We start from the raw sequence: 15,380 nt of genomic DNA on the forward strand, positions 1-15,380 counted from the left end.
CACGCGGGCATCTCCAGAACCCTTCGATTCAGAGCACGACACGCGGAACATCAGCGGCGCCGTGCCGGTTACGCGGCGCGAAGCGCTGTTTTTCTCGAATGCCGCAGTCCGGCTTCGGTCGCGGGGATCTCAGTTTTTCCCCATTCCCGATTCCCCATTCCCGATTCCCACCCTCCGCAAAAACGGCACCGTCACCCGCCGCTGCGCCGCCAGCGATTCGCGGTCCAGGCGCTCCAGCAGGCCGATCAGGCCGGCCAGGTCGCGCCCGGCGTGGGTCAGCAGCCAGTCGATCGCCGCGTCTTCCAGCACCAGGCCGCGGCGCTGGGCGCGCTCGCGCAGCACCGCGGCGCGGCCGGCGTCGTCCAGCGGCGCCAGCGCGATGCGGGTGCACTGCGACAGCCGCGAGCGCAGATCCGGCAGGCTGAGCGCCAGGCCGTCGGGCATCGCCTGCGCGGTGTACAGCAGGGTCACCCCGGCGCTGCGCGCACGGTTGTGGAAATCGAACAGCGCCACTTCGTCCTCGCGCTGCCCGGCGATCGCTTCCAGGCCGTCGAGGGCGACCAGATCGCGGCCCTCCAATGCTTCCAACGCATCGCGCAGACGGCCGGCGGCGGCCTGCAGCGGCAGGTAGGCGGCGCTGCGCCCGGCCTGCTCGGTGGCCGCGCACAGCGCCAGGGCCAGGTGGGTCTTGCCGGTGCCGGCGGGGCCGGACAGGTACACCCAGTCGTCGGCGGCGCCGTCGGCGACCGCCTGCAACTGCGCCAGCAGTCCGTCCGGCGCGCCCAGATAGCGGTCCAGGCGTTGCTCCGGCGGATAGCGCAGGGCCAACGGCAGTTGCGGCACGCTCACGGCTGATCGGGGCTGCGCGGCGGCAGTTCGATGATGGTGGTGCGCTCGGTGACCGTATCCAACAGGATCGCCGACTTTTCGCCCGCGTACAGGTCGCTCTGCCGGTACTGCTCGTGCAGGTAGTGCAGCAGCACGTTGGCCACCGCCGCCACCGGCAGCGCCAGCAGCATGCCGAGGAAACCGAACAGCTGGCCGCCGGCCATCACCGCGAAGATCACCGCCACCGGATGCAGGCCGATCTTGTCGCCGACGATGCGCGGGGTCAGCACGTAGCTTTCCAACAACTGGCCGACGGTGAACACCACGCCGACCAGGATCAGCAACTGCAGGTCGAAGCCCTTGGCCTGCACCAGTGCGGCCAGCACCGCCAGCAGGATGCCGGTGGTCGCGCCCAGGTACGGGATGAAGCTGATCAGGCCGGCGACGATGCCGATCAACAGGCCGAGCTTGAGACCAACCAGGGTCAGGCCGCCGGCGTAGATCACGCCCAGCGCCAGCATCACCAGGAACTGGCCGCGGATGAACGCGCCCAGCACCTCGTTGGACTGCTGCGCCAGGCGGGTGATGGTGCCGACGTGGTTGCGCGGGATGGTGGCGGCCACGCGCGCGACCAGCAGGTCCCAGTCGCGCAGGAAGTAGAAGGTCAGGATCGGCAGCAGCACCAGGTTGAGCACCCAGGTCACCATCGCGAAGCCCGAGCGCGACAGGTAGCCGAAGAAGGTCGCGGCGACGCCGCCGGCCTGCTGCCAGTGCCCGCGGATCCAGTCGATCAGCCGCTCAGGGTCCAGCCAGCCCATCAGCTCCAGCCCGGTCTTCCGCTCGGCCCACGGGATCGCGGTGCCGATGAACCAGTCGCGCGCCTGCGGCAGCACGTCGATGAAGGTGACGATCTGCCGCTCCAGCATCGGCACCAGGATCACCAGCGCCAGCACCAGCAGCAGCACCATCAGCACGAACACCAGGGTCACCGCCATGTTGCGCGAGCGCCCGGCGCGCTCCAGGCGGTCCACCAGCGGGTCGCCGAGCCAGCCGAGCAGCAGCGCCAGCACGAACGGGGTCAGGATCGGCGCCAGCAGCCACACCACCCACAGCACGCCGACGATCACCGCCGTCCATTTCAGGCGGCGCAGAAACAGCGCGATCTCGGCTTCCGGCGACAGCGTCATTTCAGGCGGTACTCCGTCGGCTCGCTGTTGAGGATCACCGGACCGTCGACCGGCGCGACCACCGGCTGCAGCGCGCCGTCCGGGCCGAGCATGCGGTTCAGACCGGACACGCCGCTGAGCAGATCCAGATCCAGTTCCAGGCGATCGCCGTCGGCGCGGACCGGCACGATGCGCCGCACCACCGAGGCGTTCTGCAGCGCGGCGGAGGCGCGCAGGTAATCGTCGGCGCTGCGGATGCCGGTGATCACCACCCGGTAGATCCCGGCCGGGCCGGCGCTGACCGCCTTGGCGTAGCGCTTGACCAGGGCATCGGCGGCGCCGTCGGCACCGCTGGCCATGGCGCGGCGCGCGTCGGCGTCGCTGGACGACCAGGTCGACAGCACCTTGCCGCTATCGACGAAGGTCCAGTCCGCGGTCCAGCCGCCGGCCTTGCCGCGGTACAGCTTGCCGATCAGTTGCATCGGCGGGCTGTAGCGCGACGAGGCGCTGGCCACCGCCGCGGTGTCCTGGCGCCAGATCGCACCGGCCAGGGCCTGCTCGGCGGCGTTGCCGGTCGGCAGGCCGAGGCGGAAGCCACGCTCGATCGCGCGGTCGAGCAGGCTGCGCGCGGCGTTGGACTGCTGCACGCCGACCAGGCGCGGGCCGCTGCCGTCGTCGATGGCCAGCCACACCACAGGCTTGGGCCGCGGCTGCGGCCACACCGGCAGCCCCAGCGCCGCGGCCAGGCCGTCCACATCCTGCGGGCGGAAGCGCGCCACCAGGATGGTGCGGAAGGTGGGCGCGCCGCTCGGCGAGGTGCCCTGGTCCTGGCGGTAGTCGAAGGTGTCGACCAGATTCTTGGCGTTGCGCAGCGCCTGGGTCACCCCGGGCCGCGACATCACCCCCTTGTCGCCGGAGATCTTGCCCAGCACCACGCCGAGCGCACGGGCCAGGGCACCGTTGCGGTCGGCCTCGCTCTGGCTGTTGACCGGCACCTCGGCATCGTAGGGGCCGGTGGCGCCGGCCACGTCGCCCTCGGTGCGCAGCTCGGCCTGGGCCAGGGCGGTCGCGGCGGGCAGGCACAGCGCGAAAGAGAGGAGGAAGGCAAGGCTGCGGCGCATGAAGGGTCCAATACTCGGCGTATCCGGGGCGAATTGTTGCCCGAATGCGGGCCTAGCGCCAATGCGGCCTGTTAAAATCGCCGCCTTTCCGCCGACCCCGCCGCCCGTGACCACTTCCCAGCCCCCCGCCGCCGCCCCGTTGACCTACCGCGACGCCGGCGTCGACATCGATGCCGGCAACGCCGTCGTCGAACGCATCAAGCCCCTGGTCAAGCGCAGTTTCCGCCCCGAAGTGATGGGCGGGCTGGGCGGCTTCGGCGCGCTGTTCGACCTGTCCGGCAAGTACCGCGAGCCGGTCCTGGTGTCCGGCACCGACGGCGTCGGCACCAAGCTGAAGCTGGCGCAGCAGCTCGGCCGCCACGACACCATCGGCATCGACCTGGTGGGCATGTGCGTCAACGACGTGCTGGTGCAGGGCGCCGAGCCGCTGTTCTTTCTGGACTACTTCGCCACCGGCAAGCTCGACGTGGAGACCACCGTGGCGGTGGTCGGCGGCATCGCCCGCGGCTGCGAACTGGCCGGCTGCGCGCTGATCGGCGGCGAGACCGCGGAAATGCCCGACATGTACCCGCCGGGCGAGTACGACCTGGCCGGCTTCACCGTCGGCGCGGTGGAGAAGTCGCAGCTGCTCGACGGCGCCCGGGTGCGCCAGGGCGACGTGTTGATCGGCATCGCCTCCTCCGGTCCGCATTCCAACGGCTACTCGCTGATCCGCCGCATCTACGACCGCGCCGGGCGCCCAGCCGACCTGCAGGTCGGCGGCGTGGCACTGGCCGACGCGCTGATGGCGCCGACCGCGCTGTACGTCAAGCCGATCCTGTCGCTGCTGCGCGAACAGGGCGAAGCCATCCACGCCATGGCGCACATCACCGGCGGCGGCCTGACCGAGAACATCATCCGGGTCATCCCCGACGGCCTGGGCCTGGACATCCGCGCCAGCGCCTGGACCCTGCCGCCGGTGTTCGAGTGGCTGCAGCGCGAAGGCGCCGTGGCCGACAGCGAGATGTGGCGCACCTTCAACTGCGGCATCGGTTTCGTGCTGGTCGCCGCGCCGGCGCAGGTGGCCACGCTGGAGCGCAGCCTGGACAGCCTGGGCCTGGCGCACTGGCAGATCGGCGCGGTGGTGGCCGCCGCGGACGCCGGCGAACGCGTGCACATCGGCTGAGCCGCATGGCGGCGGCCAAGCGCGCCTGGCTGACGCTGGCGCTGGCGGTGTTCGCCGCCAGTTGGCTGCGGCCGCTGTGGCCGGCGGAACAGGCCATGCACAGCTCCCTGGCGGTACTGGGCCTGGCGTGGCTGGTCTGGCACGACCGGCGCTGGCCGCTGCGCACCGGCCATTTCGCCGCCATCTGCCTCTTCATCAGCGTGCACAACGTCGCCGCGCACTGGCTCTATTCCAATGTGCCCTACGACCAGTGGCTGCGCGCGCTGACCGGTGGCTGGTCGCCGAGTGCGGCGTTCGGCTGGCAGCGCAATCACACCGACCGGCTGATCCACCTGCTGTTCGGGGTGTGCTTCGCGCCGGCATTGCGCGACCACGCGCGCCAGCGCTGGCCGGCGCTGTCGGCGCGGCAGGCCTTCGTGCTGGCGACGATGGCGATCATGTGCGTCAGCCTGGTCTACGAATGGCTGGAATGGCTGATCGCGCTGCTGCTGTCGCCGGAGCAGGCCGAGTCCTACAACGGCCAGCAGGGCGATCCCTGGGATGCGCACATGGACATGCTGCTGGCTACGCTGGGCTGCGCCAGCGCTTGGCCGTGGCGGCGCATCCCGCGCCCGCTTCCCTCCACCCCGCGCTGAGACCGACGATGTCGCTGCCACCGCCCCTCCCCGCCCCCGGCGGCCATGCCGCCGATGTGGTGCGTGCCACCTCCGACCTGAACACCCTGGCGACGCTGTATGCCGTCATGGCGGGGCTGCAGGTCGTCGTGGTGCTGCTGGTGGGCGCTTTGCTGGCCTACGGCGTGCACGAGGAGGCGCAGCTCAACGCCGTCGGCCAGAGCCCGGACCAGGCGCAGAGCGGCGTCATCGCGATCGTGATGCTGTCGATCCTGCTCGGCCTCGGTCTGCTCGCGCTGCTGCTCAAGGTGCTGGTTGCGCGCGCCTTGCGCCACCGCCGCCAGTTGGGGCTGTGCTACGCCGGCGCCGTGATCACCTGCCTGGGCTTCCCGCTGGGCACCGCACTGGGCATCGCCACCCTGCTGACATTGCAACGCCCGGCCGTGGGCGCCCTGTTCCGGACTCCCGCCCGATGACGCTCCGCCTCGCTGTCCTCGCCTCCGGGCGCGGCTCCAACCTGCAGGCCATCCTCGCCGCGATCGCCGCCGGCACCCTCGATGCCGAGGTGGTCGGCGTGTTCGGCGATCGTCCGGAGGCGCCGGCGCTGGCGATGGTGGCGCCGGACCGGCGCTGGTCGGCGCGGCCCAAGGACTTCCCCGATCGCGTCGCCTTCGAGCAGGCGCTGGGCGACGCGGTCGCCGCGGCACGGCCGGACTGGGTGGTCTGCGCCGGCTACATGCGCATTCTCGGCGCAGGCTTCGTGCAGCGCTTCGGCGGGCGCCTGCTCAACATCCACCCCTCGCTGCTGCCCAAGTACCGCGGCCTGCACACCCATGCCCAGGCCTTGGCGGCCGGCGACGCCGAACACGGCGCCAGCGTGCATTTCGTGGTGCCGGAACTGGACGCCGGCGCGGTGATCGCGCAGGTGCGGGTGCCGGTGCAGCCCGGCGACGGTCCCGACGACCTGGCGCAGCGCCTGCTGCCGCGCGAACACCGGCTGCTGTGCGCGGTGCTGCGGCTGGCCGCGGCGGGCCGTCTGGCTGAACGGGACGGCAAGGTCTGGCTGGACGGTCAGTGCCGGTTTAGTCCGCTGCGCCTAGATTGCGACGACGTGCTGCTTCCCTGAATGCGCTGCCGCACCTTCCGCGGCCCCTCCCCCTCTTCCCTCCCGCTCACGCCAGCCGATCCCATGAAGCTCGCTCCGCGTCCGTTCGCCTTCCTCGTCGCGTCCGGCCTCGGCCTGCTGGCGCCCATCGTCGCTGCGCAGGTCGCGCTGGCGCCCGCCGCGCAGCCGGCGCCGCAGACGGCCCCCGCCCCGACCATGCCCGCCACCGGCGCACCTGCACCGGCTGCCGCAGCGGCGCCGGCGCTGCCCGCCGAGGCCTGGACGCCGCCGCCGCTGCAGCCGTTCGTGGCCACCTACGACGCGCTGTACAAGGGCAAGCCGGCCGGCGACGCGCGCATGGACGTGGTGCATACCGGCGGCGATCAGTGGCGGGTCGACCTGGGCGTGCATGGCCGCAGCGGCTTCGCCAGCATCCTCGGCCTGAACATCGAGCAGAGCACGGTGTTCACCGTGCAGGACGGCCGCTACGTCCCGCAGAGCCAGAGCACGGTCAAGAAGGCGGTGTTCTTCGGCAAGAAGGTCACCGGCGTGTACGACTGGAAACAGGGCGTGGCGCGCTGGGACGGCGACCTGAAGAAGGACCGGCAGGCGCCGATCCCGCTGCAGCCCGGCGACCAGAGCGCGCTGCTGCTCAATCTCTCGCTGATGCGCGACGCGCAACCCGGCAAGACCATGACCTATCGTTTCGTCGACGTCGGCCGGGTGCGCGAACATGTCTACCGCGCCGCCGACCAGACCGAGACCGTGCAGGTCGGCGACATCAGCTACGACGCATTGCGGGTGTCGCGCACCAATGGCGGCCGCAATGAGACCATCCTGTGGATCGCCAACGGCGTGCCGACGCCGGTGCGCATCCTGCAGCGCGAAGATGGCGAAGACCGCATCGACCTGCGCCTGACCGAATACCAAGGAGCCTGACCATGACCCGCATCGCCCGCCCGCTGACCGCCCTCGCCGCCGCCCTGCTGGCCACGGCGAGCCTGCCCGCCCTGGCCCTGGAGCCGTTCACGGCGGACTACCAGGCCAGCTACATGGGCATGCAGGCCAACGGCGTGATGACCCTGGCCAAGCAAGGCGCCGACCGCTGGCGCTACAGCCTGGCGATCAAGAACCAGGTCGCCGACCTCAGCCAGAGCACCGTGTTCGAGGAAAAGGGCGGGCAGCTGCGTCCGCTCAGCAGCGACGACCGCTCGGTGTTCCTGATCAAGAAGAAGGCGGTGACCGCCAACTACGACTGGAGCACCGGCCAGGCGACCTGGGGGGGCGATCTCAAGGCCGACCGCCGCGGCCCGGTGAAGCTGCAGCCGGGCGACATGGACGCGCTGCTGATCAACCTGGCGATCGCGCGCGACGTCAACGCCGGCAAGACCCCGAGCTACCGCATGGTCGACGAGGGCCGCGCCAAGCCGATGACCTACCGCGTCGCCGGCAAGGAAGCGGTCACCGTCAACGGCAAGACCGAGCAGGCGACCAAGGTCAGCCGCACCGACGGCTCCAAGGAAATCATTGCCTGGATCGTGCCGGACATGCCGGTGCCGGTGCGCATCCTGCAGCGCGAGAACGGCCAGGACGCGCTGGACCTGACGATCAAGGCGTTGCGCTGAAGAGCCGGGATTGGGGAATGGGGATTGGGGAATCGTGAAAGCGGCTTCGCCGCGGGAATTGGGAATCGGGAGTGGGGAATCGTGAAAGCGGTTTCCCGCGCTTGATCGTTCCCGTGTGTGGGCTGGGATTGGGGAATCGCAACAGCAACTCCCTGCCCGTGGTGCTTCCCATGTGGGAGGGGCTTCAGCCCCGACGCGCTGAGCCGGGATTGGGATTTGGGAAAGCGCAGCAGCAGCTCCCAACGCAGCGCGTGGCGTCCCATGTGGGAGGGGCTTCAGCCCCGACGCGAGTATGCGAATCGCCCTGCGGAAACCGGCGAGCGCTTGCAGGAGCTCCAAACGGCGCGAGTCGACGCCCATCCATGGAACATGCAACGGGGCGACAGGTAGCGCTCTGCCTTGGTGCACAGCCTAGGCGGGCGCCGCCCAGGCGCCCAGGCAGCGCCCTGCCCCACGCCGTTACTTCTTCTCCGCCGGCGCGGCCTTGAAGGTGGTGCGGCAATCCACGCGGATCTGCGCACCGGTGCTGCGCCAGTAGAAGGTGCTGCATTCGCGCGGGCCGTTCTGGGTGCGGCTGACGCCGACCGCATAGAACGACTGCCAGATCTCGTCGCGGGTGACCTGGCCGTCGCCGTTCCAGTCCATGTCGCGCTCCTCGATGCCCTGGGTGATGGCGATGCCGGTGTACCAGGCATAGCCCACCCAGGCCAGCAGCACCACCACGATCGCCAGCAATACCTTGCGCCGGCGGCTGAAGCGGCCGCTGAGGATCATGCGACGCGCCGGATGGACGCGCCCAGCGCCCCCAGCTTCTCCTCGATGTTCTCGTACCCCCGGTCCAGGTGGTAGATGCGGTCGATGGTGGTGTCGCCGTCGGCGACCAGGCCGGCCAGGATCAGCGAGGCCGAGGCGCGCAGGTCGGTGGCCATCACCGGTGCGCCGCTGAGCCGCTCGGCGCCGCGCACGATCGCCGTATGCCCTTCGATCTGGATGTCCGCGCCCAGGCGCAGCAGTTCGTTGACGTGCATGAAACGGTTCTCGAAGATCGTTTCGTTGATCACGCCGACGCCGTCGGCCACGCAGTTGAGCGCCATGAACTGCGCCTGCATGTCGGTGGGGAACGCCGGATACGGCGCGGTGGTCAGGCTGACCGCGCGCGGGCGCTTGCCGTGCATGTCCAGGCGGATCCAGTCCTCGCCGGTCTCGATGCTGGCGCCGGCCTCGGTGAGCTTGTCCAGCACCGCGTCGAGGGTGTCGGCGCGCGCGCGGCGCACGGTCACGCTGCCGCCGGTCATCGCCGCGGCGACCAGGAAGGTGCCGGTCTCGATGCGGTCCGGCAGCACCGCGTGGCGGCCGCCGGACAGGCGCTCCACGCCGTGCACGACGATGCGCGAGGTACCGGCGCCTTCGATCTTCGCGCCCAGCGCGATCAGGCAGTCGGCCAGGTCGCTGACCTCCGGCTCCATCGCCGCGTTCTCCAGCACGGTGGTGCCGTCGGCCAGGGCCGCGGCCATCAGCACGTTCTCGGTGCCGGTGACGCTGACCATGTCGAACACGTAGCGGCCGCCCTTGAGCCGGCCGTTGCTGCTGGCCTTGATGTAGCCGTTCTCGACACTGATCTCCGCGCCCAGCGCCTGCAGGCCCTTGATGTGCTGGTCGACCGGCCGCGAGCCGATCGCGCAGCCGCCCGGCAGCGACACTTCGGCCGCGCCGAACTTGGCCAGCAACGGGCCCAGCACCAGAATCGAGGCGCGCATGGTGCGCACCAGCTCGTACGGGGCGACGTGCTGGTGGACCTTGCGCGGGTCGACGGTGATCGCGCTGCCGCGCGACAGCGTGCCTTCGTCGATGGTGACTTCCGCGCCCAGCTCGCCGAGCAGCTTCACCGTGGTGATCACGTCGTGCAGCTGCGGCACGTTGGTGATCTCCACCGGCGCATCGGCCAGCAGGGTCGCGCAGAGGATCGGCAGCACGGCGTTCTTGGCGCCGGAAATATTGACTTCACCGTGCAGCGCGTTGCCGCCGGTCACTACGATTTTGGCCATGGGTCTCGTGGGGGAATTGAAAAGGGGAGAAACGGGCGCGCGGCGGCTCAGCCGGCGGCGCGCCCGGCCTGCTCGGGGGTCAGGGTGGTCAGGGCCAGCGCGTGGATCGCCCCGCCCATAAGCTCGCCCAGGGTGGCGTAGACCATGCGGTGGCGGGCCAGCGGCAGCTTGCCGGCGAAGGCGGCGCTGACCACGGTGGCCTCGAAGTGCACGCCGTCGTCGCCCTGCACCTGCACCTGCGCGTCCGGCAAGCCGGCCTCGATGAGTTTACGGATGGTTTCGGCGTCCACCGGGCTTTCCTAATAAAATGATCGGCCATTCTACCCTCCGACCGGCACCCGCATGGATGTATCGCCCCTGTCTCCCACGACGCCCGACGACGCCGGCCTGGTCGCCAGCGGCCGTCGCGTGGTCGAGATCGAGCAAGCCGCGCTGGCGGCGGTCGGCGCGCGCATCGGCGCCGAGTTCGCGGCCGCCTGCCGGCTGATCCTGGGTTCGCGCGGGCGCGTGGTCGCCACCGGCATGGGCAAGTCCGGCCATGTGGCGCGCAAGATCGCCGCCACCCTCGCCTCCACCGGCACCCCGGCGTTCTTCGTGCACCCGGGCGAGGCCGGGCATGGCGACCTGGGCATGATCACCGATGCCGATGTGGTCCTGGCGCTGTCCTATTCCGGCGAGTCCGACGAGATCCTGATGCTGCTGCCGGTGCTCAAGCGCCAGGGCAACGCGGTGATCGCGATGACCGGGCGCGCGCAGTCCACGCTGGCGCGCGAGGCCGACCTGCACCTGGACGTCAGCGTGCCGGCCGAGGCCTGCCCGCTGGACCTGGCGCCGACCTCCAGCACCACCGCCTCGCTGGCGCTGGGCGATGCGCTGGCGGTGGCGCTGCTGGACGCGCGCGGCTTCACCGCCGACGACTTCGCCCGCTCGCACCCGGCCGGCAGCCTCGGCCGCCGCCTGCTGCTGCACATCACCGACGTCATGCACCGCGGCGACGAACTGCCCAAGGTGCGCGAGGACGCCAGCCTCAGCGAGGCGCTGGTGGAGATGAGCCGCAAGCGCCTGGGCATGACCGCGGTGGTGGACGCCGACGACCGCCTGCTCGGGCTGTTCACCGACGGGGACCTGCGCCGCGCCCTGGACAGCGCGCTGGACGTGCGCCAGACCCGTATCGCCGAGGTGATGACCCGGCAGCCCCGCACCATCGGCGCCGACCAGCTCGCCGCCGAGGCCGCACGGTTGATGGAAACCCACCAGATCAATGGCCTGATCGTGGTCGACACGGCCGGCCGCGCGGTCGGCGCGCTCAACATTCACGACCTGTTGCGCGCCAGAGTGGTTTAACAGGCTGAACCCGTTCACTACCCGCGGTGCCCCACGCCGCTGGCCCTGGCCGCTGGAAAGCCGGCCTCCCCGCCCCGATATCCCGAACATGCCCTATTCCCCGCTGGCCGACCTTCCCGCCGACCTGATCGACCGCGCCGCCCGGATCCGCCTGGCGTGCTTCGACGTCGACGGCACGCTGACCGACGGCCGCCTGTATTACGACCGCGACGGCAACGAGAGCAAAGCCTTCAACGTGCTCGACGGCCAGGGCCTGGTGCAGTTGCGCCGGCACGGCATCGACGTGGCGCTGATCACCGCGCGGCCCAGCCTGGCCGCGGAGAAGCGCGGCCAGGAGCTGGGCCTGCTGGTGCAGATCGGGGTCAAGGACAAGCGCGCCGGGGTACAGGCGCTGTGCGACGAGCGTGGCATCGGCCTGGAGCAGGTCTGCTTCATGGGCGACGACCTGCCCGACCTGGCGCCGCTGCGCGTGGTCGGCCTGGCGGTGGCACCGGCCAACGCCCATCCCTGGACCGCCGAACACGTGCACTGGACCACCCGCGCCCGCGGCGGCGAAGGCGCCGCCCGCGAACTGTGCGACGTGCTGCTGGCCGCCCAGGGCCACGTCCCGTCCCTGCTGCAGGAGCATGGCGCATGAACTGGCGTACCACTCTCGGCGGCCTGCTGCTGGTCGGCGCCCTGATCAGCGGCTGGTCGGCCTGGAACCAGCGCAGCAAGCCCAGCCGCAATCCGTCCGACGAAGCCAGCGTGGACTACATCGCCCGCGACTTCGAGATCGTCAGCCTGGACAAGCAGGGCAAGGAAGCGATGACCCTGCGCGCGCCGCAGATGGAACGCAGCCGCGCCGATCAGACCATGTCGATCGTGACTCCGCTGTTCCTGCTGCCCGACGCCAACGGCCAGCACTGGGAAATGCGCAGCAAGACCGGCTGGGTCAGCGCCAACGGCGACGAACTGCGCCTGCGCGACGACGTCGCCGGCGACAGCCCCAAGGTGCCCAGCATCCCGCCCACCACCTTCCGTACCCAGAGCCTGGACGTCTTCCCGCAGACCAACAGCGCACGCACCGCCGACCCGGTCACGATGACCCGGCCCGGTATGATGCAGACCGGCGTCGGCTTCCAGGTCGACTTGAAATCCCGGCAGTACAAGCTCCTTTCACAGGTCAAGTCCCGTTATGAACCGAATGCTGCCCGCTAAGCTCGCCCTGCTCGCCCTGCTGCTGCCGACCCTGGCGCTGGCCAAGTCGACCGACCGCAACCAGCCGATGGACATCAAGTCCGATGCAAGCGATTGCAACATGATTGACGACAACGGCAAATGCCATTTGTCGGGCAACGTCGTGATCATCCAGGGCACCCTGGAAGTGCATGCCGACACGGCCGACATCTTCCGCAAGAACGGCGACATTGATCGCGTGCTGCTCAAGGGCAAGCAGGCGACATTGAAGCAGCTGATGGACGACGGCTCGCCGATGGACGGCGTCGCCGACAACATCGACTACACCATGTCGAACGACACGGTGATCCTCACCGGCAATTACCGCATGACCTCTCCCAAGGGCACCAACGCCGGCCAGCGCATGGTCTACAACACCAAGACCGGCGACATGCAGGGCGGCGGTGACGGCACCCGCGTGCACACGGTGATCCAGCCGAAGAACGCCGCGCCGGCCGGCACTCCTGCCGCTGGCGCCAAACCGGCTGCCAAGCCCGCCGCGACGCCGGCCAAGCCCAAGCAAGGAGGCCAGTGATGCTGCTCGCCGAAGGCCTGCGCAAGCGCTACAAGCAGCGCGAAGTGGTACGCGACTTTGCGCTGACCTTGGAGGCCGGCGAAGTGGTCGGCCTGCTCGGCCCCAACGGTGCCGGCAAGACCACCTGCTTCTACATGATCGTCGGCCTGGTGGACGCCGATGCCGGGCGCATCGTGCTCGACGGCAACGACATCACTGCGCTGCCGATGTACAAGCGCGCCAAGCTCGGCGTCGGCTACCTGCCGCAGGAACCGTCGGTGTTCCGCAAGCTCAGCGTCGCCGACAACATCCGCCTGGTGCTGGAACTGCGCGAGGATCTGGACAACGCCGGCCAGGAACGCGAACTGGTGGCGCTGCTGGACGAACTGCAGATCAGCCACGTCGCCGACCAGCTCGGCGCCAGCCTCTCCGGCGGCGAACGCCGCCGCTGCGAGATCGCCCGCGCGCTGGCAGCCAGGCCGCGGCTGATGCTGCTCGACGAGCCCTTTGCCGGCGTCGACCCGATCTCGGTCGGCGAAATCCAGCGCATCGTCACCCACCTCAAGCAGCGCGGCATCGGCGTGCTCATCACCGACCACAACGTGCGCGAAACCTTGGGAATCTGCGACCGGGCGTATATCCTCAACGAGGGCAGCGTGTTGGCGCAGGGGGCGCCGGAAGCGCTGCTGGCCAACAGCGACGTGCGCCGCGTCTACCTCGGGGAAACCTTCAGGCTCTGACCGCGCACGCGCCGGCTACGCTCCTTCCGCGCTCGGTACAGGCATGAAAGCACGGCTGCAGACATCGCTGGGACAGCACCTGGTCATGACGCCGCAGTTGCGGCAGGCGATCAAGCTGTTGCAGATGTCCAGCGCCGAGCTGGAAGTGGAGATCGCCGAGGCGGTGGAGAGCAATCCGCTGCTGGAGTGGTCCGAGGACGCTGCACCGGCGTTCGAACGCAGCGAAGGCGCCGACCACGGCCTTGACCGCGACCACGCGGCAGGCGAGACACGTAGCGACGGCGATGGCGACCGCGGCGAAGCCACGCAGGCCGCCGACGGCGCCGACTGGGCCGACGCCGAGCCGGCCTGGGCCGGCGGCAGCGGCGGGTCGTTCGACGACGACGACCTGGGCAGCGCGGCAGAACGCGTCGCCGAACCCGACACCCTGATCGATCACCTGCTGTGGCAGTTGCACCTGTCGCCGCTGTCGGCGCGCGACCGCAGCATCGGCGCGGCGCTGATCGACGCGCTGGACGACGATGGCTACCTGCGCGAACCGCTGGCCGCGATCGCCGAGACCCTGCGCCCGGACATCGCCGCCGAGGAGGACGAGATCCTCACCGTGCTGCACCAGATCCAGCGCTTCGACCCGGCCGGCATCGCCGCGCGCAGCCTGGGCGAGTGTCTGACCCTGCAGTTGGACATCCTGCCCGAGGACACGCCGGGGCTGGCGCTGGCCCGCATCATCGCCAACGGTCCGCTGGAGCGGTTGCCGCGCAGCGGCGTGGCCGGACTGGCCCACGAACTCAAGCGCCCGGCGGCGGAGGTCGACACCGCGGTCACGCTGCTGCGCTCGCTGGACCCGCGCCCGGGCAAGCAGATCGGCGAACTGGGCAGCGACACCTACGTGGTGCCCGATTGCGTGGTCTGGCGCCAGCGCGGGGTCTGGCATGCGGCGCTGTCCGCGCACGCGCAGCCCAAGGTCACCATCCACCGCGGCTACGAGCGGCTGATCCGCCAATGCGGCGAAAGCGACGCCGGCTACCTGCGCGGGCAACTGCAGGAAGCGCGCTGGCTGCTGAAGAGCCTGGAGGCACGCGGCGAGACCCTGCTCAAGGTGACCCGCTGCCTGCTCAAGCAGCAGGCCGGCTTCCTGGAGTTCGGCGAACAGGCGCTGCGGCCGCTGACCCTGCGCGAGATCGCCGGCGAACTGGGCCTGCACGAGAGCACCATCTCGCGCGCCATCGCCCGCAAGTACGTGCGCACCCCGCGCGGCACCATCCCGCTGCGCGCCTTCTTCGCCTCGGGCATCGACACCGACAGCGGCGGCGAGGCGTCCAGCACGGCGATCCAGGCGATGATCCGGCGGCTGATCGAGGCGGAAAATCCGCGCAAGCCGCTTTCTGACGCCAAGCTGGCCGACCTGCTGAAAAGTGCCGGCGTGCCTGTAGCGCGCCGCACCGTGGCGAAGTATCGTGAGGCCATGAACATTTCCGCCTCCCACGAACGCGTTCGAATCGGCTAGCGGCGGCGGCGATGGTTCATAGGTGTGAAACCCGAACCAAGGAGTATCCGATGCGTATCGAGACCTACGGCCAGCAGATCGAAGTCACCCCCGCCCTGCGCGAGTATGTGGAGACCAAGCTGCAACGGCTGAAGCGACACTACGAGGAAACCATCGAGGTCCGCGCCCAGCTGGCGCTGCGCAAGCCCGACCATCACGTCGAGGCCACCGTCAACGTCCCCGGCCGCACCCTGCACGCCGACGCCAGCGCGCAGACCATGTACGCGGCGATCGACCTGCTCGCCGACAAGCTGGACCGGCTGATCATCAAGCACAAGGAAAAGAAGCACGACCACCATGCGGCCGAGGTGCGCGACAATCTCGCGTGATCCTCCCCACGTTGCGCCGC

At 70.1% G+C, this 15,380-nt stretch carries 19 protein-coding genes; 13 read left to right on the top strand and 6 right to left on the bottom strand.

What is annotated here, in order from left to right:
* Positions 1–129: 129 nt before the first annotated feature.
* The 3 genes from hda to SLW52_RS17985 are packed head-to-tail and all read right to left on the bottom strand — an operon-like array spanning position 130 to position 3,127.
* The gene (hda, locus tag SLW52_RS17975) at positions 130–849 is read right to left on the bottom strand and encodes a DnaA regulatory inactivator Hda (protein WP_267084407.1); all 720 of its coding nucleotides are present in this window, start codon (positions 847–849) and stop codon (positions 130–132) included.
* Positions 846–2,015, bottom strand: a complete 1,170-nt coding sequence (locus SLW52_RS17980) for an AI-2E family transporter (RefSeq protein ID WP_320740868.1) — start codon at positions 2,013–2,015, stop codon at positions 846–848. Before SLW52_RS17980 ends, hda begins: the two co-directional genes overlap by 4 nt.
* Complete coding sequence (locus SLW52_RS17985) at positions 2,012–3,127, bottom strand: DUF2066 domain-containing protein (RefSeq protein WP_267084540.1); 1,116 nt, start codon at positions 3,125–3,127, stop codon at positions 2,012–2,014. Before SLW52_RS17985 ends, SLW52_RS17980 begins: the two co-directional genes overlap by 4 nt.
* Positions 3,128–3,221: 94 nt before the next feature.
* Between SLW52_RS17985 and purM the strand changes: the two genes are divergently transcribed.
* From purM to SLW52_RS18015, 6 genes are all read left to right on the top strand, one after another.
* Positions 3,222–4,280, top strand: coding sequence for a phosphoribosylformylglycinamidine cyclo-ligase (purM, locus tag SLW52_RS17990; RefSeq protein WP_320740869.1), 1,059 nt, complete (start codon positions 3,222–3,224; stop codon positions 4,278–4,280).
* A gap of 5 nt (positions 4,281–4,285) precedes the next feature.
* Complete coding sequence (locus SLW52_RS17995) at positions 4,286–4,915, top strand: DUF2238 domain-containing protein (RefSeq protein ID WP_320740870.1); 630 nt, start codon at positions 4,286–4,288, stop codon at positions 4,913–4,915.
* A gap of 8 nt (positions 4,916–4,923) precedes the next feature.
* Positions 4,924–5,370 carry a hypothetical protein gene (locus tag SLW52_RS18000; RefSeq protein ID WP_320740871.1) on the top strand — a complete coding sequence of 149 codons (447 nt, stop codon included), beginning with the start codon at positions 4,924–4,926 and terminating at the stop codon, positions 5,368–5,370.
* Positions 5,367–6,020 carry a phosphoribosylglycinamide formyltransferase gene (gene purN / locus SLW52_RS18005; RefSeq protein ID WP_267092547.1) on the top strand — a complete coding sequence of 218 codons (654 nt, stop codon included), beginning with the start codon at positions 5,367–5,369 and terminating at the stop codon, positions 6,018–6,020. The genes SLW52_RS18000 and purN overlap by 4 nt, the downstream gene beginning before the upstream one ends.
* 195 nt (positions 6,021–6,215) lie before the next feature.
* Positions 6,216–6,938, top strand: a complete 723-nt coding sequence (locus SLW52_RS18010; protein ID WP_320740898.1) for a DUF3108 domain-containing protein — start codon at positions 6,216–6,218, stop codon at positions 6,936–6,938.
* Positions 6,939–6,940: 2 nt separating this feature from the next.
* Complete coding sequence (locus SLW52_RS18015; RefSeq protein WP_017910671.1) at positions 6,941–7,624, top strand: DUF3108 domain-containing protein; 684 nt, start codon at positions 6,941–6,943, stop codon at positions 7,622–7,624.
* Positions 7,625–8,083: 459 nt separating this feature from the next.
* On the opposite strand, the gene SLW52_RS18020 is transcribed toward SLW52_RS18015, so the two are convergent.
* Genes SLW52_RS18020 through SLW52_RS18030 form a run of 3 tightly spaced genes read right to left on the bottom strand, consistent with a single transcriptional unit; the run spans position 8,084 to position 9,959 of the window.
* Entirely contained in the window at positions 8,084–8,398 is a 315-nt protein-coding gene (locus SLW52_RS18020) for a hypothetical protein (RefSeq protein ID WP_010344096.1), read from the bottom strand.
* Positions 8,395–9,669, bottom strand: coding sequence for a UDP-N-acetylglucosamine 1-carboxyvinyltransferase (gene murA / locus SLW52_RS18025; RefSeq protein WP_010344097.1), 1,275 nt, complete (start codon positions 9,667–9,669; stop codon positions 8,395–8,397). Before murA ends, SLW52_RS18020 begins: the two co-directional genes overlap by 4 nt.
* Before the next feature lie 47 nt (positions 9,670–9,716).
* Positions 9,717–9,959 (bottom strand): BolA/IbaG family iron-sulfur metabolism protein, encoded by a 243-nt coding sequence (locus SLW52_RS18030; protein ID WP_017910668.1) that lies wholly within the window; start codon positions 9,957–9,959, stop codon positions 9,717–9,719.
* 52 nt (positions 9,960–10,011) lie between these two features.
* Between SLW52_RS18030 and SLW52_RS18035 the strand changes: the two genes are divergently transcribed.
* From SLW52_RS18035 to raiA, 7 genes are all read left to right on the top strand, one after another.
* Positions 10,012–11,013: a KpsF/GutQ family sugar-phosphate isomerase gene (locus SLW52_RS18035; RefSeq protein WP_017910667.1), complete on the top strand. Its 1,002-nt coding sequence runs from the start codon at positions 10,012–10,014 to the stop codon at positions 11,011–11,013.
* An 88-nt stretch (positions 11,014–11,101) separates the two neighbouring features.
* A complete protein-coding gene (locus tag SLW52_RS18040; RefSeq protein WP_017910666.1) occupies positions 11,102–11,650 on the top strand; it encodes an HAD hydrolase family protein in 549 nt (182 codons plus the stop codon).
* Entirely contained in the window at positions 11,647–12,213 is a 567-nt protein-coding gene (gene lptC / locus SLW52_RS18045) for an LPS export ABC transporter periplasmic protein LptC (protein ID WP_152182017.1), read from the top strand. The genes SLW52_RS18040 and lptC overlap by 4 nt, the downstream gene beginning before the upstream one ends.
* Positions 12,191–12,766 (top strand): lipopolysaccharide transport periplasmic protein LptA, encoded by a 576-nt coding sequence (lptA, locus tag SLW52_RS18050; RefSeq protein WP_267092550.1) that lies wholly within the window; start codon positions 12,191–12,193, stop codon positions 12,764–12,766. The genes lptC and lptA overlap by 23 nt, the downstream gene beginning before the upstream one ends.
* Entirely contained in the window at positions 12,766–13,485 is a 720-nt protein-coding gene (gene lptB / locus SLW52_RS18055) for an LPS export ABC transporter ATP-binding protein (RefSeq protein WP_267106060.1), read from the top strand. Before lptA ends, lptB begins: the two co-directional genes overlap by 1 nt.
* A 43-nt stretch (positions 13,486–13,528) precedes the next feature.
* The gene (locus SLW52_RS18060) at positions 13,529–14,992 is read left to right on the top strand and encodes an RNA polymerase factor sigma-54 (RefSeq protein WP_267122225.1); all 1,464 of its coding nucleotides are present in this window, start codon (positions 13,529–13,531) and stop codon (positions 14,990–14,992) included.
* Between the two features lie 50 nt (positions 14,993–15,042).
* Complete coding sequence (raiA, locus tag SLW52_RS18065; RefSeq protein WP_010344105.1) at positions 15,043–15,360, top strand: ribosome-associated translation inhibitor RaiA; 318 nt, start codon at positions 15,043–15,045, stop codon at positions 15,358–15,360.
* Positions 15,361–15,380: the final 20 nt, after the last annotated feature.

The sequence above is a fragment of the Xanthomonas sp. LF02-5 genome, from assembly GCF_034105325.1.
GTDB lineage: Bacteria > Pseudomonadota > Gammaproteobacteria > Xanthomonadales > Xanthomonadaceae > Xanthomonas_A > Xanthomonas_A sontii.